General features: G+C 65.0%; 26 protein-coding genes. 14 read left to right on the forward strand and 12 right to left on the reverse strand.

The genetic code is table 11. The features are described from left to right. Positions 1 to 104 precede the first annotated feature (104 nt). The 3 genes from CEY05_RS00535 to flgA all read right to left on the reverse strand — a co-directional run bounded on the left by CEY05_RS00535 (position 105) and on the right by flgA (position 1,746). Complete coding sequence (locus CEY05_RS00535; protein WP_088595451.1) at positions 105 to 590, reverse strand: flagella synthesis protein FlgN; 486 nt, start codon at positions 588 to 590, stop codon at positions 105 to 107. A gap of 23 nt (positions 591 to 613) precedes the next feature. After that, a complete protein-coding gene (gene flgM / locus CEY05_RS00540; RefSeq protein ID WP_088595452.1) occupies positions 614 to 907 on the reverse strand; it encodes a flagellar biosynthesis anti-sigma factor FlgM in 294 nt (97 codons plus the stop codon). 128 nt (positions 908 to 1,035) lie between these two features. Further along, complete coding sequence (gene flgA, locus CEY05_RS00545; protein WP_088595453.1) at positions 1,036 to 1,746, reverse strand: flagellar basal body P-ring formation chaperone FlgA; 711 nt, start codon at positions 1,744 to 1,746, stop codon at positions 1,036 to 1,038. 238 nt (positions 1,747 to 1,984) lie between these two features. Between flgA and flgB the strand changes: the two genes are divergently transcribed. The 14 genes from flgB to CEY05_RS00615 all read left to right on the forward strand — a co-directional run bounded on the left by flgB (position 1,985) and on the right by CEY05_RS00615 (position 16,992). Continuing rightward, positions 1,985 to 2,392 carry a flagellar basal body rod protein FlgB gene (gene flgB, locus CEY05_RS00550; RefSeq protein WP_088595454.1) on the forward strand — a complete coding sequence of 136 codons (408 nt, stop codon included), beginning with the start codon at positions 1,985 to 1,987 and terminating at the stop codon, positions 2,390 to 2,392. A gap of 57 nt (positions 2,393 to 2,449) precedes the next feature. Further along, positions 2,450 to 2,866 carry a flagellar basal body rod protein FlgC gene (gene flgC, locus CEY05_RS00555; protein WP_088595455.1) on the forward strand — a complete coding sequence of 139 codons (417 nt, stop codon included), beginning with the start codon at positions 2,450 to 2,452 and terminating at the stop codon, positions 2,864 to 2,866. Positions 2,867 to 2,903: 37 nt separating this feature from the next. After that, a complete protein-coding gene (locus tag CEY05_RS00560; RefSeq protein WP_088595456.1) occupies positions 2,904 to 3,593 on the forward strand; it encodes a flagellar hook capping FlgD N-terminal domain-containing protein in 690 nt (229 codons plus the stop codon). A 74-nt stretch (positions 3,594 to 3,667) separates the two neighbouring features. Beyond that, positions 3,668 to 4,915 (forward strand): flagellar hook protein FlgE, encoded by a 1,248-nt coding sequence (flgE, locus tag CEY05_RS00565; protein WP_088595457.1) that lies wholly within the window; start codon positions 3,668 to 3,670, stop codon positions 4,913 to 4,915. A 2-nt stretch (positions 4,916 to 4,917) separates the two neighbouring features. After that, positions 4,918 to 5,676 (forward strand): flagellar basal body rod protein FlgF, encoded by a 759-nt coding sequence (locus CEY05_RS00570; RefSeq protein WP_088595458.1) that lies wholly within the window; start codon positions 4,918 to 4,920, stop codon positions 5,674 to 5,676. Positions 5,677 to 5,691: 15 nt separating this feature from the next. Next, positions 5,692 to 6,477 carry a flagellar basal-body rod protein FlgG gene (gene flgG, locus CEY05_RS00575; RefSeq protein ID WP_088595459.1) on the forward strand — a complete coding sequence of 262 codons (786 nt, stop codon included), beginning with the start codon at positions 5,692 to 5,694 and terminating at the stop codon, positions 6,475 to 6,477. 71 nt (positions 6,478 to 6,548) lie between these two features. Further along, complete coding sequence (locus tag CEY05_RS00580) at positions 6,549 to 7,268, forward strand: flagellar basal body L-ring protein FlgH (RefSeq protein WP_233161294.1); 720 nt, start codon at positions 6,549 to 6,551, stop codon at positions 7,266 to 7,268. Position 7,269: 1 nt separating this feature from the next. Continuing rightward, positions 7,270 to 8,400, forward strand: coding sequence for a flagellar basal body P-ring protein FlgI (locus CEY05_RS00585; RefSeq protein WP_088595460.1), 1,131 nt, complete (start codon positions 7,270 to 7,272; stop codon positions 8,398 to 8,400). A 2-nt stretch (positions 8,401 to 8,402) separates the two neighbouring features. After that, positions 8,403 to 9,425, forward strand: coding sequence for a flagellar assembly peptidoglycan hydrolase FlgJ (gene flgJ, locus CEY05_RS00590; RefSeq protein ID WP_088595461.1), 1,023 nt, complete (start codon positions 8,403 to 8,405; stop codon positions 9,423 to 9,425). 176 nt (positions 9,426 to 9,601) lie between these two features. Then, a complete protein-coding gene (gene flgK / locus CEY05_RS00595) occupies positions 9,602 to 11,257 on the forward strand; it encodes a flagellar hook-associated protein FlgK (protein ID WP_088595462.1) in 1,656 nt (551 codons plus the stop codon). A gap of 43 nt (positions 11,258 to 11,300) precedes the next feature. After that, complete coding sequence (gene flgL, locus CEY05_RS00600; RefSeq protein ID WP_369825861.1) at positions 11,301 to 12,545, forward strand: flagellar hook-associated protein FlgL; 1,245 nt, start codon at positions 11,301 to 11,303, stop codon at positions 12,543 to 12,545. Positions 12,546 to 12,611: 66 nt separating this feature from the next. Further along, positions 12,612 to 14,597: a methyl-accepting chemotaxis protein gene (locus tag CEY05_RS00605; RefSeq protein ID WP_088595463.1), complete on the forward strand. Its 1,986-nt coding sequence runs from the start codon at positions 12,612 to 12,614 to the stop codon at positions 14,595 to 14,597. Positions 14,598 to 14,610: 13 nt separating this feature from the next. Then, entirely contained in the window at positions 14,611 to 15,159 is a 549-nt protein-coding gene (locus CEY05_RS00610) for a hypothetical protein (protein WP_088607511.1), read from the forward strand. A gap of 93 nt (positions 15,160 to 15,252) precedes the next feature. Continuing rightward, a complete protein-coding gene (locus CEY05_RS00615) occupies positions 15,253 to 16,992 on the forward strand; it encodes a methyl-accepting chemotaxis protein (protein WP_088595465.1) in 1,740 nt (579 codons plus the stop codon). A 355-nt stretch (positions 16,993 to 17,347) separates the two neighbouring features. On the opposite strand, the gene fliR is transcribed toward CEY05_RS00615, so the two are convergent. The 9 genes from fliR to fliJ form a co-directional block, all read right to left on the reverse strand. Next, positions 17,348 to 18,151: a flagellar biosynthetic protein FliR gene (gene fliR, locus CEY05_RS00620; protein ID WP_088595466.1), complete on the reverse strand. Its 804-nt coding sequence runs from the start codon at positions 18,149 to 18,151 to the stop codon at positions 17,348 to 17,350. Positions 18,152 to 18,173: 22 nt separating this feature from the next. Then, a complete protein-coding gene (gene fliQ, locus CEY05_RS00625) occupies positions 18,174 to 18,443 on the reverse strand; it encodes a flagellar biosynthesis protein FliQ (RefSeq protein WP_088595467.1) in 270 nt (89 codons plus the stop codon). A gap of 36 nt (positions 18,444 to 18,479) precedes the next feature. Then, a complete protein-coding gene (gene fliP, locus CEY05_RS00630) occupies positions 18,480 to 19,277 on the reverse strand; it encodes a flagellar type III secretion system pore protein FliP (protein WP_088595468.1) in 798 nt (265 codons plus the stop codon). An 81-nt stretch (positions 19,278 to 19,358) separates the two neighbouring features. After that, positions 19,359 to 19,688 carry a flagellar biosynthetic protein FliO gene (fliO, locus tag CEY05_RS00635; protein WP_088595469.1) on the reverse strand — a complete coding sequence of 110 codons (330 nt, stop codon included), beginning with the start codon at positions 19,686 to 19,688 and terminating at the stop codon, positions 19,359 to 19,361. A 63-nt stretch (positions 19,689 to 19,751) separates the two neighbouring features. Continuing rightward, positions 19,752 to 20,273 (reverse strand): flagellar motor switch protein FliN, encoded by a 522-nt coding sequence (gene fliN, locus CEY05_RS00640; RefSeq protein WP_088595470.1) that lies wholly within the window; start codon positions 20,271 to 20,273, stop codon positions 19,752 to 19,754. Then, positions 20,266 to 21,270 (reverse strand): flagellar motor switch protein FliM, encoded by a 1,005-nt coding sequence (gene fliM, locus CEY05_RS00645; protein WP_088595471.1) that lies wholly within the window; start codon positions 21,268 to 21,270, stop codon positions 20,266 to 20,268. The genes fliN and fliM overlap by 8 nt, the downstream gene beginning before the upstream one ends. Further along, on the reverse strand, positions 21,271 to 21,861 hold the full coding sequence (locus CEY05_RS00650) for a flagellar basal body-associated FliL family protein (RefSeq protein WP_088595472.1): 591 nt from the start codon (positions 21,859 to 21,861) through the stop codon (positions 21,271 to 21,273). Positions 21,862 to 22,026: 165 nt separating this feature from the next. Beyond that, on the reverse strand, positions 22,027 to 23,472 hold the full coding sequence (locus CEY05_RS00655) for a flagellar hook-length control protein FliK (protein WP_143220244.1): 1,446 nt from the start codon (positions 23,470 to 23,472) through the stop codon (positions 22,027 to 22,029). Between the two features lie 76 nt (positions 23,473 to 23,548). Further along, positions 23,549 to 23,998: a flagellar export protein FliJ gene (gene fliJ, locus CEY05_RS00665; RefSeq protein ID WP_088595475.1), complete on the reverse strand. Its 450-nt coding sequence runs from the start codon at positions 23,996 to 23,998 to the stop codon at positions 23,549 to 23,551. Position 23,999 lies beyond the last annotated feature (1 nt).

Consider the following 23,999-nt stretch of genomic DNA (forward strand, 5'->3'; position numbering starts at 1 on the left):
GCTCCACGCTCATCGGGCAATAAACGCTTCAGCCTCGAATAACAAAAAGCCCGCGACAATTTACTGTCGCGGGCTTTTTTCTCATTCAAGTCGTGGCGGAAGAATCAACGCGCTACGTATGCCTTGCGCAAGGCCCCCGCCGCTCCGGAACGTCCTTGCGACGTGTAGAGATTCCCGGCCGCGCCCGCGCCCACGCCACGCAGCGTTTCCAGCGCATCCTCGGTATGCCGCAGATGCATGTCGATCAGCGAACCATTGCGTTCATTGATGGCGGCCGCCTTGGCCGAATGGGCCAGCAAGGTCTGCCAGGCCTCGGCCAGTTCGGGGTGTCCACTGTATTGGGCGACGGCCAGGTCGGTGCCTTCGTGCGCGGCGGGCAGGCCCAGTTCGTCCAGCAGCGTATCGCGGCGATGGCTCAGGCCCCCCAGGCGGGCGGCGAATTCATTCTTGCGGTCGGTGATGGCCTGCAGCGCCTCGAAGGACTGGCGTCCGCTCAGCGCGGTGCTTTCGTCCTCCAGCAGGGAGGTGAATTCGATGATGACCGCGTCTTCTTCACGCAGGCAGTCGAGCAACTGCACCACATAGTCCATACCGGAACCTCAAGTATCCAGGGTTATTTCACCAATTCGCGGGCGCTGGCGATGATGCCGTCCGCGATCTTGCCGGCGTCGATCTTCAATTGCCCGGAGGCGATCGCCGCCTTGATTTCGGCCACGCGTGCCGTGTCGATATCCGATTTGCCGTCCTGCAGGTCCGACAGGGCGCGCGAGGTGTCGCTCAGTGCAACCTGGGAGGATCCACCAATGCTGCTGCTGACGGCGCCGCCATAGGCCTGGGCCAGCGAGCTGCGCTGCGGGGCGGAATCGGTGCCCAGGGTGGGGCGGGTAGTGGGAGCGTTGATTTTCACGATATTTCTCCGTGCTGCGGCTGCGAACCGCGCGTACGGGTCGAGGCGGTCGATGTCCTTGTAACGGCAAGCCGCCCCCGAACTTTAGGGGTACCGTGCCGGGCGTGTTCGGAATGTTGTAACACGATTTAAAGGGGGACTTCGACGCTGCCGGTCCTCTGGACGATGCCGCTGACGACCTGGCCGGAGGCAGTACGTACCTGCACGGTGGAGCCGGGCGCGGCGCTTTCCATGGCCACGCCCTCGGTGCTGACGGAAAAACCACGGCCGTGGGCGTTGACCCGCACGGACTGGCCGCGCTGGATCGCCCCCGGACTACGCAGGGAGGCCAGCTTGATGGGCTGGCCGGTGGCGATGCGATAGCTGGCGGTCATGCCGATGATGGATTGGCCATCGGTCACCGCGCCGGGCGGCAGATTGACCAGGTCGCCATCGCGCGGCACCAGCGCGTCGGGCGTGATCGGTTCGCCTGCGTTGATGTTGCGCGCCGCCACGAAATACTGGCCCGGCGCGCTGACGGACGCCTGCACGTACACGCTCCAGGGGCGCGGCGCGGCACAGCGCACGCCCACGCTCATGCGGGCGCGGGGCCGGGCGCCGGCCGACATGAAAGCGCTGAGGTCGTCGCAGGTTTGCAGTCTTTCAGTATGGATTTCGTCGAACTTGATGGTCGGATTGGTGGAGATGCTGGCAAGTTGCTGCCGCAGATAGTCGTCGGCCACGCTGATGACGGCGGCCGGATCCTGCGGCGCCATGGGTTGCGTGGCTTCCTGCGCGGACACGGCCAGGGGCAGGGCGGTCAACGCGGCAAGGAGGAAAAGAGAGAGAAAACGCGGCATGGGACAGGCCCGGTATTTCAAAGTAGATGAATTGTAGGAAGCCCTGGGCCAAACCAATACCCGAATTAGCTGAGAAATCAGGGGTTATTTGCGAAATTGTTCGCAAGGTTGCGAACCTATGATTCTGGTCATCCCAGAAAAGCGGGCACTGCGTGTGTGCAGCTTGGGGAACGGTACCGCGGGCGCAACACTCGCCCGGTCCGGAACCGCCGCAGACTCTATAGGAAACGGCCACCAGATGGATCGTCTTAGCCAGGAACTGTCGTTCTTCCAGCAATCGCTCGGCTTGCGCGCGAATCGCCAGGAAGTGCTGTCGGCCAACATCGCCAACGCGGATACGCCCAACTACAAGGCGCGCGATTTCGATTTCGCCTCGGCCATGCAGAACGCCATGGATACCCGCATGCGCCTGCCCGATACCAGCCTGGCGCTGACGTCGCCGCGCCACATTCCCGCCCAGGCCGCAAGCCAGGCCGGTCCTGTCGATCTGCTCTATCGCCAGCCCTACCAGGCCAGCCTGGACGGCAACACGGTGGATATGAACGCCGAGCGGGTGCAGTTCGCCGACAACGCGCTGCACTACCAGAGCAGCATGTCGGTGATGAACCAGCAGATCAAGGACATGCTGCGCGCGGTCAGCGAATAAAGAACCGCGGTGCATCAAGCAGTATCGAATAAAGAACAGCAGCATTAGGGAACAGACATGCCTCTTCTGAGCATTTTCGACATCGCCGGATCCGCCATGAGCGCGCAATCGCAGCGCATGAACGTGGCCGCCAGCAACCTGGCCAACGCCGACAGCGCCGTCGGACCCGACGGCCAGCCGTACCGCGCCCGCCAGGTGGTGTTCCAGGTGAACCCGCCCGCCGGCCAGGCCTACGGCCAGGAAGTCGGCGGCGTGCGCGTGGCCGGCGTGGTCGAGGACCAGGCGCCGTTCAAGCGGCTGTACGACCCCCGCAATCCCCTGGCGGACCGCGATGGCTACGTGAACATGCCCAACGTCGATCCCGTGGCCGAGACCGTCAACATGATCTCGGCCTCGCGCTCCTACCAAGCCAACGTCGAGGTGTTGAACACCGCCAAGACGTTGATGCAGAAAACCTTGACCATCGGGCAATAACGCGGCCCTTACCGCGTAAGTCCAACCGGAGCCGATCATGGCCGTTTCGTCCACTTCCTCTACGTCGTCGACCTCCAACTCGGTGGGTTCGTCGGCCACCACTGCCAGCAGCGCGGCCGATATCCAGAACCAGTTCCTGACGCTGCTGGTGACCCAGCTGAACAACCAGGACCCGCTCAACCCGATGGACAACTCGCAGCTGACTTCCCAGCTGGCGCAGATCTCGACGGTGCAGGGCATTACCGACCTGAAGACCCTGGTGTCCACCATCAGCGGCCAGGTCGACGTGTCGCAGTCGATGTCGGCGGTGTCCATGATCGGCAAGAAGGTGCTGGTGCCGGGCAACACCGTGAACATCGATACCGATGCCACCGGCGCCCGCGTGAGCACCCCGATCGGCATCGACCTGCAAGGCGACGCCGCCAGCGTCAAGATGACCATCAGCGATTCGACCGGCCGCGTGGTGCGCACCGTGGACATGGGCGCCCAGGACACCGGCATCCTGACGCCGACCTGGGACGGCAAGGACGATTCCGGCAATGCCATGGCCGACGGCCAGTACACCATCGCCGTGACGGCCACCGACAGCACGGGTGCGGCGGTTACCGCGACGGCGCTGGCCTCCGGTACGGTGCAGAACGTGGCTTACACCACCAATGGTGTGCGTCTGGATCTGGGGCTGCTGGGCCAGTTCAGCGTGCTCGATATCCGCGAAGTTTTGGGTTGATGCTTTGAACGCTTGCCGCCCGCGTCGCGGCGGCTTTTCGATACACCGAATTTTTTGAATAGCGAGAGAAAGACATGGGCTTCGGACAAGGACTTAGCGGCCTGAACGCCGCCGCGCAGAATCTGGACGTCATCGGCAACAATATCGCCAACTCCGGTACGGTGGGCTTCAAGGCCTCGTCGGTGCAGTTTGCCGACGTCTACGCCTCGTCGCGCGTCGGCCTGGGCGTGAAAGTGGCGGCCGTGCAGCAGCGCTTCACCGTGGGCACGATTTCCTCGGGCGGCCAGTACGACATGGCCATCGACGGCGCCAACGGCTTCTTCCGCACGGTCGACGGCAGCGGCAACATCCTGTACACCCGCAACGGCCAGTTCACCATCGACAAGAACCTGAACATCGTCAACGCCCAGGGCCAGAACCTGACCGGTTACGGCACGGGCGGCATCGGTACCGCGCCGATCCCGCTGACCTTGCCCCAGGCCAACATCGCCCCGCAGGCAACCACCACTTCCGGCTTCGTCGCCAACCTGAACGCCAACGCCGACGTGATCGACAGCACGGCCACGCCGTTCGACCCGACCAACGCCGAGACCTACACCGACACGCAGCCGATGACGGTGTACGATTCGCTGGGCAACTCGCACCAGCTGACCCAGTACTTCGTCAAGCAGGCGTCCGACACGACGACCGGCGAAAGCGTGTACGACGTGTACTACACGCTGGACGGCGCCGCCATGGCCCCGACCACCGCGACCGGTACGCCGGCTGTCTGGGGCGGCGCCACCGAGCTGCGTTTCGACAGCGCCGGCCGCCTGACCACGAATCCCGCCACGATTACCGCTTCCCTGGCCGATCCTGGTGGCGCGTCCTCGCCCGCCGATCCGCTGGCCGTTGCCATCAACTACACCGGCACCACCCAGTACGGCAGCGACTTCACCACCAGCAAGACGCCCAACGGCTACACCTCGGGTGAGTTCAGCACCATCTCCTTCGGTACCGACGGCTCGATCATCGCCAGCTACTCGAACGGCCAGACGCAGAACGTCGGCACGGTGGTGCTGGCCAACTTCAACAACGTGCAGGGCCTGAAGCCGGTGGGCGACAACGCCTGGTCGGAAACGGCCGATTCGGGCGGCGCCCAGCTGGGCCAGCCCGGCACCAACGGCATGGCCTTGATCCGCGGCCAGGCGATCGAAGAATCGAACGTCGACCTCAGCTCGGAACTGGTCAACATGATCGTCGCGCAGCGCACCTACCAGGCCAACACGCAGACCATCAAGACCCAGAGCGACGTGCTGCAGAACCTGTTGCAGATCGCCTAAGCATGGACCGCATCATCTACACCGCCATGAACGGCGCTGCCCGGATCGCCGAGCAGCAGACCGTTCTGTCGAACAACATGGCCAACGTCAATACGACGGGCTTCCGCGCGCAGATGTCGATGTATCGCTCGGTGCCGGTCAACGACGGCACCAGCCTGCCCACCCGGGTGTCCACCGTGGCGGCGACGCCGCGCAGCGACTTCCAGATGGGTGTGATGCAGTCCACGGGCAGCCCGACGGACATCGCCATCACCGAGGGCGGCTGGCTGGCGGTGCAGACGCCCCAAGGCGAGGCCTATACCCGCGCCGGCGACCTGCAGGTCGGGGTCAACGGCCAGCTGCAGACGGCGCAGGGTATTCCGGTGCTGTCGCAGCAGAACGGCGTGATCGACGTGCCCAATATGGCGACGCTGACCATCGGTTCGGACGGGACGATAACGGCCATCGGTGCCGGCGACCCGCCCAACACGGTGCTCAACCTGGGCCAGCTGAAGCTGGTCAAGCCGGACGAAAACACGCTGGTGCACGGCGATGACGGCGTGTTCCGCCGCGTCGCCGCCAATGGCCAGCCGGCGCCTGCCATGCCGGTGGACCCCACGGTGCGCGTCACCGCGGGTGTACTGGAAGGCAGCAACGCCAACGCGGCGTCCTCGATGGTAGGAATGATCGAGAACTCGCGGCGCTTCGAAATGCAGATGCAGGTAGTCAAGGACGCGGACACCAACGAAGACCGCGCGAACGGCATCCTGTCTATTAGTTAATAGGAGTTACAAACCATGCTTCGTTCGCTTTGGATCGCCAAGACGGGTCTCGAAGGTCAGCAGACCGCGATGGACGTCATTTCGAACAACCTGGCCAACGTCAACACCACCGGCTTCAAGCGTGGCCGCGCCGTGTTCCAGGACCTGATGTACCAGACGGTACGCCAGCCCGGCGCCCAGGTCGGCGACGCCAACCAACTGCCGTCCGGCCTGCAACTGGGCACCGGTACGCGCGTGGCGGCCACCGAGCGCCTGCACACCCAGGGCGGCATGACCAGCACCGGCCAGGACCTGGACGTGGCGATCCAGGGTGCCGGCTTCCTGCAGATCCAGTTGCCCGACGGCACCGACGCGTACACCCGCGATGGTTCGTTGCAACGGGACCAGAACGGCCAGCTGACCACCGCCGGCGGCTACGTGGTGCAGCCCCCGATCAACATCCCCAACAACGCGCTGACCCTGACCATCGGCAACGACGGCACGGTGTCGGTGACGCAGCCCGCCGCTCCCGGCGTGAACGTGCAGGTCGGCCAGTTGCAGTTGGCCAACTTCATCAACCCCAACGGCTTGCAAAGCGTGGGCGACAACCTGTACCTGGAAACCGATTCGTCGGGCCCCCCCAACATCGGCAACCCGACGGTCGACGGCCTGGGCTCCCTGCAGCAGAAGTACCTGGAAACCTCCAACGTCAATGTGGCGGAAGAGCTGGTCAACATGATCACCACGCAACGTGCCTACGAGATGAACTCCAAGGCGGTGCAGACCTCCGACCAGATGCTGCAGCGCCTGACGCAGCTGTAAAGCGCCAGCGCTGCTCCAGCTGCCCTGATATTCCTGTTTCAACCCGACGTTTTTCAGTGAACCCACGCCCCATGCTTTCCGGCTTCATGCGTTCCAGCCCGCTACGTTTCGCGCTGTCGCGACTCGTCCTCTCCGCCCTGGCGACAGTGTGGTTGGCCGGCTGCTCCCTGATTCCGCCCGAGCCGGTGGTGCTGGGTTCCACGACGGCCGCGCCGCCGCCACCGGCGCCCATATCGCCGACGCCGGACGGCGCCATCTACCAGCCCACGGCTTACGGCAACTATCCCTTGTTCGAGGACCGCCGTCCGCGCAACGTTGGCGATATCGTTACCGTGGTGCTGGAGGAAAAGACGGCCGCCGCCAAGAACGTGGCGACCAATACCGATCGCAGTTCGACCACGGACAACTCGATCGCCGCCTCGCCGGGCTTCCTCAGCAGCTGGTTCAACGCCAAGCTGGACACCAGCACCAGCGGCGCCAACGCCACCAAGGGTTCGGGCGACAGCAGCGCCAACAACACCTTTACCGGTACGTTGACCACCACCGTGGTGGGCGTGTTGCCCAACGGCAACCTGCAGGTCGCCGGCGAGAAGCAGATTGCCATCAACCGCGGCAGCGAATACATCCGGTTTTCCGGCGTGGTCGATCCGCGCGCCATCACCGGTACCAATACCGTGTCCTCGACGCGGGTAGCCGATGCGCGTATCGAGTACCGCAGCAAGGGCGTCATGGATGAAGTGCAGACCATGGGCTGGCTGCAGCGCTTTTTCCTGATTGCATCCCCGTTCTGATATGAAGCTCTCCACCGCTTTCTCCGCCCTGGCCTCCGTGCTGTTGCGCGCCTGCGTGGCCAGTGCCATGCTGGCCGGCGCCGCCCACGCCGAGCGCCTCAAGGACCTGTCCTCCATCCAGGGCGTGCGCGGCAACCAGCTGATCGGCTACGGCCTGATAGTCGGCCTGGACGGCACCGGCGACCAGGTGCGCCAGACCCCGTTCACCCAGCAAAGCTTGACCAATATGTTGTCGCAGCTGGGCGTGACGGTACCGTCCAATACCAATATGCAGTTGAAGAACGTGGCGGCCGTGATGGTCACCATGACGCTGCCGGCGTTCGCGCGACCCGGCCAGACGGCCGACGTGGTGGTGTCCGCCATGGGTAACGCCAAGAGCCTGCGCGGCGGCACGCTGCTGATGACACCCATGAAGGGCGCCGACGGCCAGGTCTACGCCATTGCCCAGGGCAACCTGGTGGTGGGCGGTGCTGGTGCGTCGGCCGGCGGGTCCAGCGTCGCCATCAACCAGCTCAATGGGGGGCGTATCAGCAATGGCGCCATCGTCGAACGGGCCGTGCCGACCACCTTCGCCCGCGACGGCAATATTTTCCTGGAAATGAACGAGCTGGATTTCGGCACGACGCAAAACGTGTCGGCCGCCCTGAACCAGCGCTTCGGCCAGGGCACCGCTTCGGTGGTGGACGGCCGTGTGATCCGCTTGCAAGGCCCCATGGACCCGGCGGGGCAGGCGGCTTTCCTGTCACAGGTGGAGAACCTGCAGGTAACGCGCGCCCCGGCCGCGGCCAAGGTGATCATCAACGCCCGTACCGGTTCCGTGGTCATGAACCGCACGGTGATGATAGAGGAAGCCGCGGTGGCGCACGGCAATCTGTCGGTGGTGGTCAACCAGACCAATGCCGTTTCCCAGCCGAACACGCCTTTCGGCGGCGGCCAGACCGTGGTGGTGCCGAATACCCAGATCGATGTGCGCCAGGAAAACGGGTCGCTGCAGCGGGTGCGCACCAGCGCCAACCTGGCTGACGTGGTGCGCGCGCTCAATGCGCTGGGCGCCACGCCGCAAGATTTGCTCGCCATCCTGCAGGCCATGCAGACCGCCGGCGCCCTGCGTGCCGAGCTGGAGATCATCTGATCATGGCTATCCAGTCCGGCACCGCCACGCTGGATTCGGCGCAATCCTCGATATTCGATTTCGGTTCGCTGGGCGCGCTCAAGCGCGACGTCAGCACCAACCCGAACAGCGCGGACAAGCAGGCCGAGGTGGCCAAGCAGTTCGAGGCCATCTATCTGCAGATGATGCTCAAGCGCATGCGCGAGGCCACCATGAAGAGCGGCCTGTTCGATTCCGAGCAGTCGCGCATGATGCAGTCCATGGCCGACGAACAGCTGGCCCTGCAACTGGCCACGCCGGGCATCGGCCTGGCACAGTCGCTGTTGCGCCAGATGCGTGCGCAGAACGGTGACGTCGATCCGCCGCCCGGTTCGGTGGTCGATGACGCCGCCCAGGCCAATGCGGGCGATCCTTCACAAGGTGATATGGCGGCGGGCATGCGCGGCAACATGGCGCCGCCCCGTCCGGGCAGCAGCCTGTCGCCGGAACTGGCGGCCCTGCTGCGCGTGCTGGATCGCAACCGCCCGTCGGACCGCGCCCTGGCGGCGGCCGAAGGCGCGCCAGAGCACGTCGTCCAGTTCGTTTCCCAGATGGCTTCCGCCGCCAAGGCCGCCGAACGCATGAGCGGCGTGCCGGCCCGCCTGATCCTGGGCCAGGCGGCCCTGGAATCCGGCTGGGGCAAGCGCGAGATCCGCTACGAGGACGGGCGTACCAGCTACAACCTGTTCGGTATCAAGGCCGGTGAGGGGTGGAAGGGCAAGGTCGTCAATGTGATGACCACGGAATACGAGGACGGCGTGGCGAAGAAGCTGCCGCAGCCTTTCCGAGCCTACAACTCCTACGCCGAATCGTTCGCCGACTACGCCCGGCTGATCGGCGGCAGCCCCCGTTACGAGGCGGTGACCCAGGCCCGCGACGAAGTGGACGCGGCGCGCCGCATCCAGGCGGCGGGCTACGCCACCGACCCCCGTTACGCGGAAAAGCTGATCGGCATCATGGGACAACTGCGTGGCGGCCGGGCCGGCGCCGCCGGGGGCAAGATTTGAGCGACCGGTGTCGATACCAGGCTGGAATCCGGGGCTGGAACCCTGTTAGCAGGCCTGATGCGACGCTCAGTACCAGTATTAGTATCAATCGATAGATAACGCTAAATTTTTGCGGATCGTTGCCGTTAATCGGGTATCCCGAGAACTCGCACGGTAATTTGCAGAGGCATCACGACATGAGTTTGTTCAGCCTTGGCCTGAGTGGCCTGAACGCTTCGCAGGCCGGCCTGACGGTCACCGGTCACAATATCGACAACTCCGGTACGGATGGCTATAGCCGTCAGAAGGTGATCACGTCGACTGCCGGTGCCACCGCGACGGGCACGGGCTACTACGGCCGTGGCGTGATGGTCGATACCGTGCAGCGCCAATACAGCAGCTTCCTGTACAACCAATTGGTACAGGCCCAGAGTACCGGCGGCGCCACGTCGTCCCTGTTGACGCAGTTGACCCAGGTCGACAACATGCTGGGCGACGACACCACCGGCATCTCGCCCGCGCTGGCTGATTTCTTCACGTCGCTGAACGCGGTCGCCAGCTCGCCCGCCGATGCCGCTACCCGCCAGGACCTGATCGGTAAGGCCCAGAGCCTGGTCAGCCAGATCAATTCCGCCTACACGGACCTGCAGACCCAGCGTACCGGCCTGAACACGCAGGTCTCGTCCTCGGTGGACCAGATCAACAGCTACCTGGACAACATCAATACGCTGAACAAGCAGATCGTCGCGGCCGTCAGCACTGGCGCCGGCAATGCCCCCAACGACCTGATGGACCAGCGTGATGCGCTGGTGCAGCAGCTGGGCCAGGTGGTCGGCATCCGCACCTCGACGGCCTCCAATGGCTACGCGGTGGATATCTCGCTGTCCAGCGGCCAATCGCTGCTGTCCGGCACCACGGTATACAAGCTGTCCGCGGTGGCCTCGGCCGCCGATCCGTCGCGCACCGTGGTCGCCTACAGCGTGCCTACCGGCCCCGGCGGCGCCACCACCACCGTGGAAATGAAGGACACCGCCATCACCCAGGGCAGCCTGGGCGGTTTGCTGCAGTTCCGCTCGCAATCGCTGGACACGCTGCAGAACAAGCTGGGCCAGATGGCCGTTGGCCTGGCCACGTCGTTCAACGCGCTGCAGGAGCAGGGCATCGACCTGAACGGCGACGCCGGCGAGGCCTTGTTCTCGCTGGGTACGCCCAAGGCGCTGGCAAACGCCAAGAACACCGGTAGCGGCGCCATCACCGCCGATTACACCGACACCAATGCGCTGACGGCCAACGATTACACCATCAGCTACACGGGCGGCGCCTACACGGTGACCCGTTCCGACGGCACGCAGGTCTACACCGGCGACGGCACCACGCCGCCCATGGAATTCGATGGACTGAGCCTGAATCTCAGCGGTACGCCCGCCGACGGTGACAAGTGGGTGTTGAGCCCGACGCGCGACGCTGCCGGCCAGATGGCCGTGGCGCAGACCGATCCCAGCAAGATCGCCGCGTCCGATGCCACCAACCCCGGTTCCGCCAACGGCAACAATGCCCTGGCCATGGCGCAACTGCAGACCCAGAAGACCCTGGGCGGCGGTACGCTGAGCGTGACCGACGCCTACTCGCAGATCGTCAACACCGTGGGCCAGCAGGCGGCCTCCGCCAAGGCCAACGACAAGGCCCAGCAAGCCGTGATCGCCCAGCGCCAGACCGACCAGCAGTCGGTCTCGGGCGTCAACCTGAACGAAGAATACGTCAGCCTGAGCATGTTCCAGCAGCAATACCAGGCTGCCGCCAAGATCATCGACGTCGCCAATACGGTCTTCCAGGCCCTGTTGGGCATTCAGTAAGCCCATATTGAACACGCCAGCCTAGAAATTCAGGAGCTATAGCATGACCGTGCGTCTGAGCACCTCGATGATTTATCAGAGCGGCCTGAACGGCATTCTGAACAGTCAGTCCTCCCTGTTGACCCTGCAGCAGCAGCTCAGCAGCGGCCGCAAGATCGTTACGCCTTCGGACGATCCGCTGGCGGCTGGCCAGGCGATCACCGCCAGCCAGAACCAGTCGATGACCAGCAACTACGCCGCCAATCGCGCGGTGGCGAACACGGCGCTGGGCAACGAAGACAATACGCTGGATTCCATCGTCAACAACATCACGGCGGCGATGGAGAAGGTGGTACAGGCCGGTAACGGCACCTTGTCCGACACCGACCGCCAGACGCTGGCCACCGTGCTGACCAATTCGCGCGACGCCCTGTTCGCGCTGGCCAACAGCACCGACGGCAGCGGCCAGTACATGTTCTCCGGTTACCAGAGCGGTAGCGCCGCCTATGTGAAGGATCCGACCACCGGCGCCATCACGTACGCCGGCGATACGGGCCAGCGCACCATCCAGGTGGACCAGGCGCGCCAGATGGCGTCGGGCGACATCGGTTCGGACATTTTCAACCGCGCCAACCCCGGCAATGCTGACTATATCGCGTCGGCGGCTTCGACCAATACCGGTACCGCCACCTTCCTGGCCCCGAACGTGCAGACGGGCGGCGCTGCCGCCGGTTCGTCCTTCAAGATCGATTTCGCCATCGACGCCACCACGGGCGACACCACCTACACCATCACCACCACCGACAAGACGGGCACCGTGACCACGTCGGCGCCCACGGCATACAAGGATGGCGACACCATCGACATGGGTGGCGTGACGATGACGCTGTCGGGCGCGCCGGCCGATGGCGACAGCTTCACGGTGGAACCGTCTCAGGGCGCGGACATGGACGTGTTCGCCACCATGGATCAGCTGATCACGGCGCTGACCGCTCCCTCGCAGAGCGATGCGACGGCGTCGGCTGCGCTGCGCAACACGCTGACGACGGCGGCGCGCAAGCTGTCGATCAATCTGGACAACGTGTCGACCGTGCAGGCTTCGGTCGGGGCGCGCCAGAACGAACTGGACGCGCTTACCAGCACCGGCAACCAGCGCGCGCTCACGGACAGCAAAGTGCTGTCGGACCTCGTCGGACTCGATTACTACTCGGCTTACTCCTCCCTGACGCTGCAGAACGTGGCATTGCAGGCCTCGATGGCCGCGTTCCAGTCGATCCAGGGCGTCAGTCTCTTCAGCATGAATAAATAAAGCGTCACGCCGCGAGCCGGGGATCCCCCGTCCGGACGCGGCGTAATGGCGGGATAGAAAGACAGAATGTTCTCGAATATGAAAATCCGGACCAGCATCGTCCTGGTCCTGGCGCTGTACCTGGTCGCCATGCTGGTGTCCAACGGCACCAGCTGGCTTGGCCTGCGCTCCATGAACACCAAGGCCGACGAGCTGAACCTGGTCTACAGCGACCAGGTGGTACAGCTTTACAACGCCTACGGCAAGACCCTGCGTGGCCGCCTGAGCCTGTGGAACGGCTACAACCTGCTGCGCGAAGGCAAGGCGGACGACGCGATGAAGAGCGTCGACAACATGGTGAAGTACCGTGCGTCGGGCGCCAAATCCTACGAGGTCTACGCCAAGTCTCCCAAGCTGCCGGGTGTCGACAAGCAGGTCGCGGAGGTCGACGCGGCTTATCGCAAGATGAACGCCGTCCTGGACCAACAGGCAAATGCGATCCGGGGTAAGGACCTCGCCGCGTTCGACAGAACCGTTGACGACATCCGCCTGGCCAACGAAGGCATGGATCGCGCGTTCCAGGCATTCTGGGACGCCATGGATTCGTCCACCGATGTCCTGGTGGGCCAGGGCCATGACGACTTCACCCGCGCGCAGATCGTGACCATCGTCATGGTGGCCATCGCCCTGTTGCTGGCTGTCGGCTGCTGGCTGTTCATCAGCCGCATGCTGTTGCGCCCGCTGCATGACGCCGGCGCGCATTTCGACCGCATTGCCACGGGTGACTTCACCCAGCGCGTGGAAGTGCAGTCCACCAATGAAATCGGCCTGCTGTACGGCGCGGTCAAGCGCATGCAGGAAAGCCTGACCCGCACGGTGTCCACGGTGCGCCGTGGCGTGGAAGAGATCAATGTCGGCTCGCGTGAAATCTCCGCGGGCAATACCGACCTGTCCAGCCGTACCGAGCAGCAGGCGGCCTCGCTGGAAGAAACCGCGGCGTCGATGGAGCAATTGGCCTCGACCGTGAAGCAGAACGCCGACAATGCGCGCCAGGCCAACCAGCTGGCGGCCAGCGCGTCGGACGTGGCGGAACGGGGCGGCTCGGCGGTGAACGAAGTGGTCAGCACGATGCAGGGCATTTCGGCCAGCTCGCGCAAGATCTCGGAAATCGTCAGCGTGATCGACGGCATTGCCTTCCAGACCAACATCCTGGCACTGAATGCGGCAGTGGAAGCGGCCCGTGCCGGTGAGCAGGGCAAGGGCTTCGCGGTGGTGGCGGGCGAAGTGCGCTCGCTGGCGCAGCGCAGCGCGCAAGCGGCCAAGGAAATCAAGGGCCTGATCGAGGATTCCGTGACCAAGGTTGGCGCGGGTTCGCAACAGGTCGAGCGCGCCGGTGCCACGATGCAGGAAATCGTGACGTCGGTACGCCGCGTGACGGACATCATGGGCGAGATCTCGGCGGCGTCCGAGGAACAGTCCAGCGGTATCGATCAGGTCAACCGCGCCGTGTCGCAGATGGACGAAGTGACGCAGCAGAACGCGGCACTGGTGGAAGAGGCGGCCGCCGCGGCGGGTTCGCTGCAGGAACAGGCGCAGCGCCTGGCCGAAGCCGTGGCCGTGTTCAAGATCAATCAAAGCCAGGTCATCGAAGTGGCCGCGCAGCAGTTGTCGGCCCCCATGGCGCCGCGCATGGCCGCGCCGCGGCCGGCACCGGCTGCCCGATCCCCGGCGCAGCCTGCCACGCCGGTGGTCACGGCCGATCCGCTGCGCCTGGATAATTCGAGCCCGGCGGCAGCCCCGGCCAGGGCGGCTTCGGCCTCCGCGCCGTCGGCGTCCAGCAGTGCGGCCACGAATAATGCAGGCGCGGGTAATGCCGCCACGATGGCTGCGCCCACCAGCACGCCTGCTCGCACCGCGCGCCGTGCCACGTCCGCGGCGGAGCCGGCTGGCGTTGCCAAGCCCGCTGCCCGGGTCACCCGCAGCGCCCCCGCGGCGGCTCCGGCTGCCGCCATGGCACCGCGCAAGCCTGCGGCCACCGCCACCGTCAGCGATGACGATTGGGAATCCTTCTAAGCATCCACACGCCATGGCCGCCATCCGCCTTCAACCCGGACTTCTTTCTGTCATGCGCGGCATGACGCGCGCCCTGGCTTGTGCGGGTGCGCTGGCCGGCACCCTGTCGCTGGCAGCCTGTTCCTTCGGGACTGGCCGCTATTACACGGACGAGGGCGTTGCCTCGCTGGTGCCGGGCCAATCGACCATGATGGAGGCGACGCGTGCCTTCAACGCGCCGCCCACCGCGCAGTTCGCGCAAAGCGACGGCACCATGCTGGCGCGCTGGGACTACAAGTTCTCGCTGGTCACCGATGCTGTCTATGGGACCAAATCCACGCTGTTGCAATTCGGCGCCGATGGCCGCCTGATCAGGCTGGTGGATTCCGACAACGTCATGTTGTCCAACGACAGCCGGCGCAAGCTGTTGGGGGTATACGTGCAGCCGGCGCCGCCGCCCGATCTGTCACCTATCGTTCTACCGGCAGCGCCGGAAGATCCGGCTTCGATGCCCATCGTTATCCCGGGGAACGGACCCGTCAGTACGCCGGCGTCCGATGGGAAAACCGCGACGCCGCGCTAGCTGCTAGCTGGCGGCGTTATCGCCGACCGTGCCAACCGCTCCAGGGCGGCGCGCGGCCATAATCAGTATCAGAGGAAGTTTGGGAGAAGTTAAATGGACACCATCACCGAGTCAGGCCGCAAGACCAGAGCAAACAAGAAGAAAGTGCGCACGCCCAAGGTGAAGCGCAAGTTCGCGGTGCGTGACGTGCGCGTGGGTTCCATGCTGATGGTGGTGCTTGCCGTATTTGCCTTGCTGATCGCGGCGGTGGGCGGCATGGCCGCGTTCTTCCTGAACCAGAACTATCACGCCGTGCTGGACCTGGGCGCATTGACGGACCGTGCCACGCAGGTGCAGGTGATCAACGGCAACATGTTGCGGGCCCGTGTGGCCCTGCTGCAGTCGGCCCGCAGCCTGCAGGATGCGGCGGTCGAGGGTGCCAGCCAGTCGGCCGCCAGCAACGCCAAGCGCGATGCCGCCGACACGCTGAAGCAGGCCAACGACTTGCTGGCCGGTGTGCGCAACAACTTCGCCGACTTCCAGAAGAACATGCTGGACGACGATACCGGCCGCCAGTTGTCGATGAACCTGGTGCGCCGCTACCGTTCGTATATCGACGATGGCATCGACACCATGGTCGAGGCGCTGCGCAGCCAGGACTACAGCACCTTCTATATGGTGAATACGGAGTACGGCGTGCCGCGCAGTGCGTCCTTCATCGACGCCATCGATGAGTTCTCCAAGTACATCAAGGACCAGCAGAACGAGACCAATGCCCAGGCCAAGAAGAATCTGGACCTGGCACTGATCGCGGTTGGCGTGGCGGTGGGCGCGGCCATCCTGCTGATGATCGTGTCGCGCATCGTGTTCGGCCGTGCCGTGGTGCGTCCCCTGGTCGAGGCTGGCCAGCACTTCGAGAAGATTGCCGGCGGTGACCTGACGCAGCGCGTGGACATCCGATCGCACAATGAAATCGGCCAGTTGTATGCGGCGCTCAAGCGCATGCAGGAAAGCCTGACCCGCACGGTGTCGCAGGTGCGTCGTGGCGTGGACGAAATCAACGTCGGTTCGCGCGAGATTTCCGCGGGCAATACCGACCTGTCCAGCCGGACCGAACAACAGGCGGCCTCGCTGGAAGAAACCGCGGCGTCGATGGAAGAACTGGCGTCGACCGTGAAGCAGAACGCCGACAATGCGCGCCAGGCCAACCAGCTGGCGGCCAGCGCGTCGGACGTGGCGGCGCGGGGTGGTTCGGCGGTTAACGAAGTGGTCAACACGATGCAGGGCATTTCGGCCAGCTCGCGCAAGATCTCTGAAATCGTCAGCGTGATCGACGGTATTGCGTTCCAGACCAACATCCTGGCGTTGAACGCGGCGGTGGAAGCGGCCCGTGCCGGTGAGCAGGGCAAGGGCTTCGCGGTGGTGGCGGGCGAAGTGCGCTCGCTGGCGCAGCGCAGCGCGCAGGCGGCCAAGGAAATCAAGGGCCTGATCGAGGACTCGGTGAGCAAGGTTGGTGCGGGTTCGCAACAGGTCGAACGCGCTGGCGCCACGATGCAGGAGATCGTCACGTCCGTGAAGCGTGTTACCGACATCATGGGTGAAATCTCGGCCGCGTCCGAGGAGCAGTCCAGCGGTATCGACCAGGTCAACCGTGCCGTGTCGCAGATGGATGAAGTGACGCAGCAGAACGCGGCGTTGGTGGAAGAAGCGGCTGCCGCGGCGGGTTCGCTGCAGGAACAGGCGCAACGCCTGGCCGAAGCCGTGTCCGTCTTCAAGATCAACGAAGGCCAGGTCATCGAAGTGCCGGCGCATCAGTTGGGCGGCGCGGGCTACGCGACGCCGCTGGTAGCGTAATGGAACGAGGCCGGCTGGACCGGGGCTGGATGATCGGCCTTGGTACAGCGGGCCTGCGCAGTGCAGCGTTGCAGGAATAAGCCTGAATAACAGGCGGCAACGAAGGACCTGGCCAGGTCCGTCAACGCCGCCAGACTCGACACAACGACAGCCGGCCAGCCGAGCGCGTCAACGTGTCAAGCAGTCCTCGCCCCGTCCTCAGGACGGGGTTTTTTCTTGCCGAAAGAGGACATGCTGGGTGGGCTGGATGGCATATGCAACGTTTCCCGGGCAAGTTTTTTCAGGGAAATGAGAAAGGGTTTTTATGAAAACCCTTTGATCCTTGACCCGGGGCGGCTGACCTTTCAGGTCAGCCTCAATTCGCCCCGCCGCGTGGCGCGGCCAGGGTGTCGGCGATGCGGGCCATCTGGGCCAGCATTTCCTGGTAGAACTCGTTGAGATACGAGGGCGTGTGCGGCAGCACCACCGTGAGCAGCAGCACGCCGGATATCAGCATGATGGGAAAGCCCACGGAAAAGGCCGACAGCTGCGGCGCCGCGCGGTTCAGGATACCCAGGGAGATGTTCAAGGTCAGCAGCGCCGCGATCAGCGGCAGCGCCAGCAGCAAACCGGAAGAAAAGATCTTCCCCCCCAGTTCGGCGATGCCCATCCAGGCAGCCGGATTCAAGGAAGGATGCCCGATCGGCAGCACGGTGAAACTGCGCAGCAGCACATCCAGCATCAACAGATGGCCGTTGAACACCAGGAACAGCAGCATGGCCATGATGTTGAACAGCCGCGCCAGCACCTCGGTATTGGAATGCGTGGAAGGGTCGTACAGCGTCGCCAGCGACAGGCCCATCTGCAGGCCGACGAAATCACCCGCCGTCTGCACCGCGGAAAAACACAGGCGCATCACGAAGCCCAGCGCCATGCCGATGAACACCTGCTGCGCCAGCACCAGCAGCCCTTCGTAGGAACTGGTCGCCAGCGCCGGGAACGGGGGCAGGGTGGGCGCCACGACGATGGCAACCACCGCCGCCAGGCCTACCTTGGGTAGCGACGGCGCCGTCGATTCGCCGAACACCGGCGCCACGGAAAACATGGCCAGCAGGCGCGCGAAGGGCCAGAGGAAGGCATTGATCCAGCCGTACCACTGGTCGAGGGTGAAATTGATCATGGCGCCGGCGCCGCTCGGTGCCTCAGGACACCAGTCCCGGAATCTGTTCCATGATCGAGCGGATGTAATCGACCATGGTCTGCATCAGCCAGGGCCCCAGCACCACCAGGGTGGCCGCGACAGCCAGCAGCTTGGGGATGAAGGACAGCGTCATTTCGTTGATCTGCGTGGCCGCCTGGAACACGCTGATGACCAGGCCGACCGCCAGCGTCACCAGCAGCATCGGGCCGGCCACGATAAGGACCATCTTCATGGCCTGGTAGGCCATCGTCATTACGGTTTGGTCGGTCATGGCAATGGGGTACGCGGCGCGGGGCCGGCGATAGCGTTATTGGTAGAAGCTGCGGGACAGGGATCCCAGCAGCAGATGCCAGCCGTCGGCCAGCACGAACAGCATCAGCTTGAACGGCAGGGACACCGTGACGGGCGGCACCATCATCATGCCCAGGCCCATCAGCACGCTGGCCACCACCATGTCGATGATCAGGAACGGGATGAACACCGTGAAGCCGATCTGGAAGGCCGTCTTGAGCTCGCTGGTGACGAACGCCGGCACCAGGATCTTCAGCGGCACATTGGCCGGGCTGTCCATGGCGGGCTGGTTGGTCATATTGGCGAACAGGGCCAGGTCGGTCTCGCGCGTCTGGTGCAGCATGAAGGTGCGCAGCGGCACCGATCCCCGCTCCAGCGCGGTTTCGAAAGTGATCGAGCCGGCGGTCAGCGGCTGGTAGGCCTTCTGGTAGATCTCGTCGAACACCGGCGACATGGTGTAAGCCGTCAGGAACAGGGCCAGGCCGACCAGCACCATATTGGGCGGCGTGGTCTGGGTGCCCAGCGCATTGCGCATCAGGCTCAGCACGATGATGATGCGCGTGAACCCGGTCATCATCAGCACCGCCGCTGGCAGGAAGCTCAGCGACGTCAGCATGATGAGCGTCTGCACGCTCAGCGAGTACGTTTCGGTGCCGTTGGGGCCGGGCGTGGTGGTCAGGGCCGGCAGCGTGGCCTGGGCCAGCACCACGCCAGGCACCAGCGCGAGCAAGGCCAGCAGGCCCAGCAAGGCGCCACCACGGCGCGTGGAACGCACGCGTCGCAACAACAGGGCCCAACTGCGGAAAATGCTCATGGCGGATTCAAGCGTGGCGGACTCGCCGCCTTTGGCTCTAAATGTTCGAAACGGGGAGGGGCCGGTACACGTTCAGCTCGTTCAGCCCTGGCGGCGGCGCCAGGCTTCGCCCAGCTTGCCGGCGAAGGCCGACATCGGCGCCACCGGCAGGTCCGGCAAGGGCGCGCCCGCTGGCAGCGTGTGCAGCACATTCATCTGGCCGGCGCTCACGCCCACGACCAGCCAGGTATCGTCGATCTGGACCAGCACCATGCGATGGCGCGGACCCAGGCCGAGGCTTTCGACGACCCGCATATGACCGCGCGCGCGGCCGGCCAATCCGCCGCGGCGGGCAAGCCAGCCGAAGGACAGAATGACGCCCACCACCAGCACGAGGCCGAGGAACAGGCGGAGGACGTCAGGCGAGGTCATAGAAGGGCCGGTAACGCAAAATCAGTAACGCAAAATCAGCAAGGCGCAAGCAACTGCCCGAAATCAACGGCGCCCGTTCAAGCGATTGATGCGCTCGGACGGGGTGATGATATCGGTCAGGCGGATGCCGTACTTGTCATCCACCACCACCACTTCGCCTTGGGCGATCAGGTAGCCGTTGACGAAGATATCCATCGGCTCGCCGGCCAGGCCGTCGAGCTCGACCACCGAGCCCTGGCCCAGTTGCAGCAGGTTCTTGATGGTCAGGCGCGTGCGGCCCAGTTCCACCGTCATCTGCACCGGCACGTCCATGATCAGGTCGATGTCGGTGGTGGCTTTTTCATTGCTGCCGGCCAAGGGCTTGAAAACAGCCTTGGCGGCGGACTGCGGGGCCGGGCTGGGCGCGGCGGACGTCGTGGCGCCTTGCTCGGCCATGGCGGCGGCCCAGGGGTCGTCAGCGGAAGCCAGGCCAGCGGCCTGGGTCTGCGTGGCGGCATTGGATTGCTCGGCGAGCGCGTCGGCCCAGTCGTCGGCGCCGGAGGCGGCCGGGCTGGTGCCGGCTGCTTGATCGGTCGGATCAGTCATTCGGGGCCTCAGTATCGGAATCGTTGGGAGTTAGCAGTTTCTGGATGCGCAGGGCGTATTGCGTGTTGAATACACCGAAGCCGCATTCCATGACCGGGACTTCGTTGATGAGCGCGGTGATGATCTCCGGCACTTCGACCGGCAGGACGTCGCCCACCTTCATGCTCAGGAGATTGCGGATCGACGAGTCGAGCTTGACGAATTCCGCCACCAGCTCGACGTCGGCGCTGCGCACCTGGCGCGACAACTGGGTGGCCCAGCGCTGGTCGACCGCTTCCAGGGTGTTTTCCTGCAGCGGCCGGGTCAGCAGATCGCGCACCGGCTCGATCATGGAGTAGGGCAGGCAGATGTTCAGGTCGCCGCCCGTCGCACCGAATTCGATGTGGAAGGGCGTCACCACCACCACCTCGTTGTCGCCGGTGATGCTGGCGAACTTGGTGTGCATTTCAGAGCGCACGTACTCGAATTCGATGGGATAGACCGCATCCCAGGACTTGCCGTAGCTTTCCAGCGTCAGGTTCAGCAGACGGCGGATGATGCGCTGTTCGGTGGTGGTGAAATCACGCCCTTCGACCCGGGTGTGGTAGCGTCCATCGCCGCCGAACAGGCTGTCGATGACCAGGAATACCAGGTTGGGATCGTAGGTGAACAGGGCGGTGCCGCGCAGCGGCTTCATCTGCACCATGTTCAGGTTGCTTGGCACCGGCAGGTTACGTTCAAAATCCGAGTACTTCATGATCTTGATCGAACCGACCGTGATGTCGGCGTTGCGGCGCATGAAGTTCAACAGCACGTTGCGCATATGGCGCGCAAAGCGTTCGTTGATCAGCTCCAGCGTCTGCATGCGGCGCCGCACCACGCGTTCGGGCGAACTCAGGTCGTACGCACGTACCCCTGCCTGTTCTTCCCGCGCCTGCGACTTGCCGTCGTCTTCGCCGGTGACGCCTGCAAGCAGGGCGTCGACTTCATCCTGCGAAAGAAAAGCCTCGTAGGCCATTTATTGCACCACGAATGCCGTGAAGAGGACGTCGGTGACGTACTGGCCATCGGGGATGGGCGTGAACGGCTTGTTGACGGCCTTGACGATGGCGTTGGCCAGGTCGACCTTGCCTTGCGGCGTCTGCACGCTTTCCGGCGTCTGCGAGGAAGCCAGCAGCAGGATGCGGCTACGCACCTCGGGCATGTACTTCTCGATGCGCTGGCGGGTCTGCTCGTCGCTGACGCGCAGCGTCAGTGCGACGTGCAGCATGCGCTCCGTGTTGGCGCTCTGCACGCTGACGGTGAAAGGCTCGATGGGGATGAAGATCGGCGCGGGCACGGCTGCGGGGGCAGTGGGCGGCGGCACGAACGTCGTCGGTGTCGCGCCTGGCTGCCCGGCGCCGGCCTGGCCGACGTTGATCTGCACGGCCGAATTTGGCTGTTGCCGCTGCGAGCGCGTGGTGATCATCCAGGTCGTAGCGACGCTGGCGCCGGCCACGATCAGCAGGACCAGCAGGCCGATTATCGGACGCAGCAGCCGGCTGGCGCTACCGGAACGGCCGGGAAGGGTGCTGCGTGACGGCATAGTGGGGGTTTTGGAAGTCGCCATCTTGGATCGGTGAGGTGAATTACCGAGAAAAACGGAATTTATGAGTGTTCGGAAACATTCTGCCCCAAATTGCCTCATGGGAGGCAGGCGAAAAACAGGGCGAAATCCGGGTAGCTCTCGTTATTGCCAAGCGCGCGCCGCTTCTGGCGACGCACGCCATATCGTTCAAGCGAAGGTGTCCACCAGCGAATTGGCCGAGCGGCGCGACTGCACGGTGGCAACCAAGCTGTCGCTCGTGCCGCCGTCGCCTTGCGCCGAGCCGCCCTGGGAACCGGAGCCGCCTTGGCGGCCACCCTGGTCGTTGGCCGCGAAGCCGGCTTGGGCACCCTGGTCGCCCACATTGGTCTGGCCCAGGGAAATGCCGGCCTGGGACAGCGCCTGTTGCAGTTGCGGCAGCGCTGCTTCCAGGGCCTGGCGCACGGCCGCGTGCGAGGAAACGAAGGAGGCCTGCGCCACGCCGTCGTTCAGCGTAAGGGTGATGCGCAGCGGGCCGAGGTCCGGCGGATCCAGGCGCAGTTCCGCCGTCTGGGTCTTTTGCTGCGCGTTGTTCGACAGCAGCACCACCTGCTTGCCCACGTCGGCGGCCCAGCCTGCCTGACCCACGGGCGTGGTCACTTGCAGCGAGGTCGTGACGGGAGCGGCGTGCACGGAGACCGGCGCCTGGCTGGCCGCGACGGCATTGGCCAGGGCTTCATGGGCGCTGGTGGCCACGGCCGGCACGGGCGTCGCGTCGGCGGCGGCCACGTGCTGGGCCGGCTTGGCCAGGCTGTCGGTGCCGTTTTGCTGCGACGGGTCGCTGTCCAGGTTGCCGTCTTGTTTGGCGCTGGCTGCCTGCACTGCCTGTTTGGTCAGGTGCGTCACGGGTGTGGCGGCTGCAGCCGGCAGATTCGCGTCCTGCGCGGCCAGCGGCACGGTGTTGGCGGCGGCCGCCGGTAGCGGCACGGCGGGCGTTTCCGTCGCCGCCACCGCGGTGACGGCCGGGTCGATTGCCGCGGCGGTGTCGATCGCGCCTGCTGCCGTTGCCGAGGCAGCGGGCAGGGCAGGCGTGGCCTGAGCGTCGCCGGCGGCCGGCGCGGTGGGGTCGAGCGTGCCGGCCGCGCTGGCCGTGACCGAGGTCAGGGCGGCTGCCAGCGCATCGGCGGCGGCGTCGGCGGTAGCGGGCACCGCCTGGGGAACCACGGGTACGGGCGGCGGCGCGGCGGTGATCTGGGCCACCAGCGCGGCCATCTCCAGCGCCTGCTGGCTCAGCGTGGGGGCGGCCGCCGTGTCGTCGGCGGCGGTCTTGTCGCCGTCCTTGCCGTCGGTGTCATCGGCGGCGCCGGCTGGGGACTTGGACGGTTTTGCGTCGGCCGTGCCCGGCTTGTTCGCATTGCCCTGGGCGGCAGCGCCGCCCGCGTTGGCGTTGCGGCTGTCGGCCTGGGCGTTCTTGGCGGCGGCGGCGCGCTGGGCGGCCTGCTCGTCCTGCTGCGCGTTGGCGCGCTGGCGCGACATGACGTCGCCGAACGCCGAGTTCGAGTCCTTGCTGCCGGACGAAGCGCGGCTGGCGCTGCTGCTGGCGGCGGGCGTGGGCGGGGCGATGATGTTAAGCAAAGTCGTCGCGGCTGCGGTCATAACGGCTTCCTGGAATACGGTGCTACTGAATACGAATGCGGGCTTGCTGGGGCGAAGCGACTGGCGTACGGACTGACTAGTGCATGCCGGCGTGGCCGCGCACCAGGCGAGCCGAGTATTCATCGGAGGCGCGCTGTTCGCGGCGGGCCTCGGCGCGCGCTTCGACGCCGGCGGCACGCTGGGCCAGCGCGTCGAAGGAGTTCAGCTTGCGCTTTTCTTCCTGCCACCGCAGCTTGCCCTGCACCAGATGATTTTCGGCTTGCATCAACACGGCATTTTGCTGCCCGATGGCGTCATCCAAAGTGCCGATAAAGCGCTGATAATTGTGGCAATCCGCCGCCGACATGCCAGTTACCATGGCGTGCTGCAGGCGCTGCAGGTAGTCCTGGCGGTAATCCTGCAGCATGCCCAGCTGGCGCTCGGCGTCGTTGCGGGCGGCGTGCAGGCGGCCCAACTGGCGCGCGGCCTCGTCGGTATTGTCCTTGGCCAGGCCTATCAGGGTATCGAGCGGCAATTTACTGGGCATG

The sequence above is a fragment of the Achromobacter sp. HZ34 genome, assembly GCF_002209485.1.
Taxonomy (GTDB): domain Bacteria; phylum Pseudomonadota; class Gammaproteobacteria; order Burkholderiales; family Burkholderiaceae_B; genus Bordetella_C.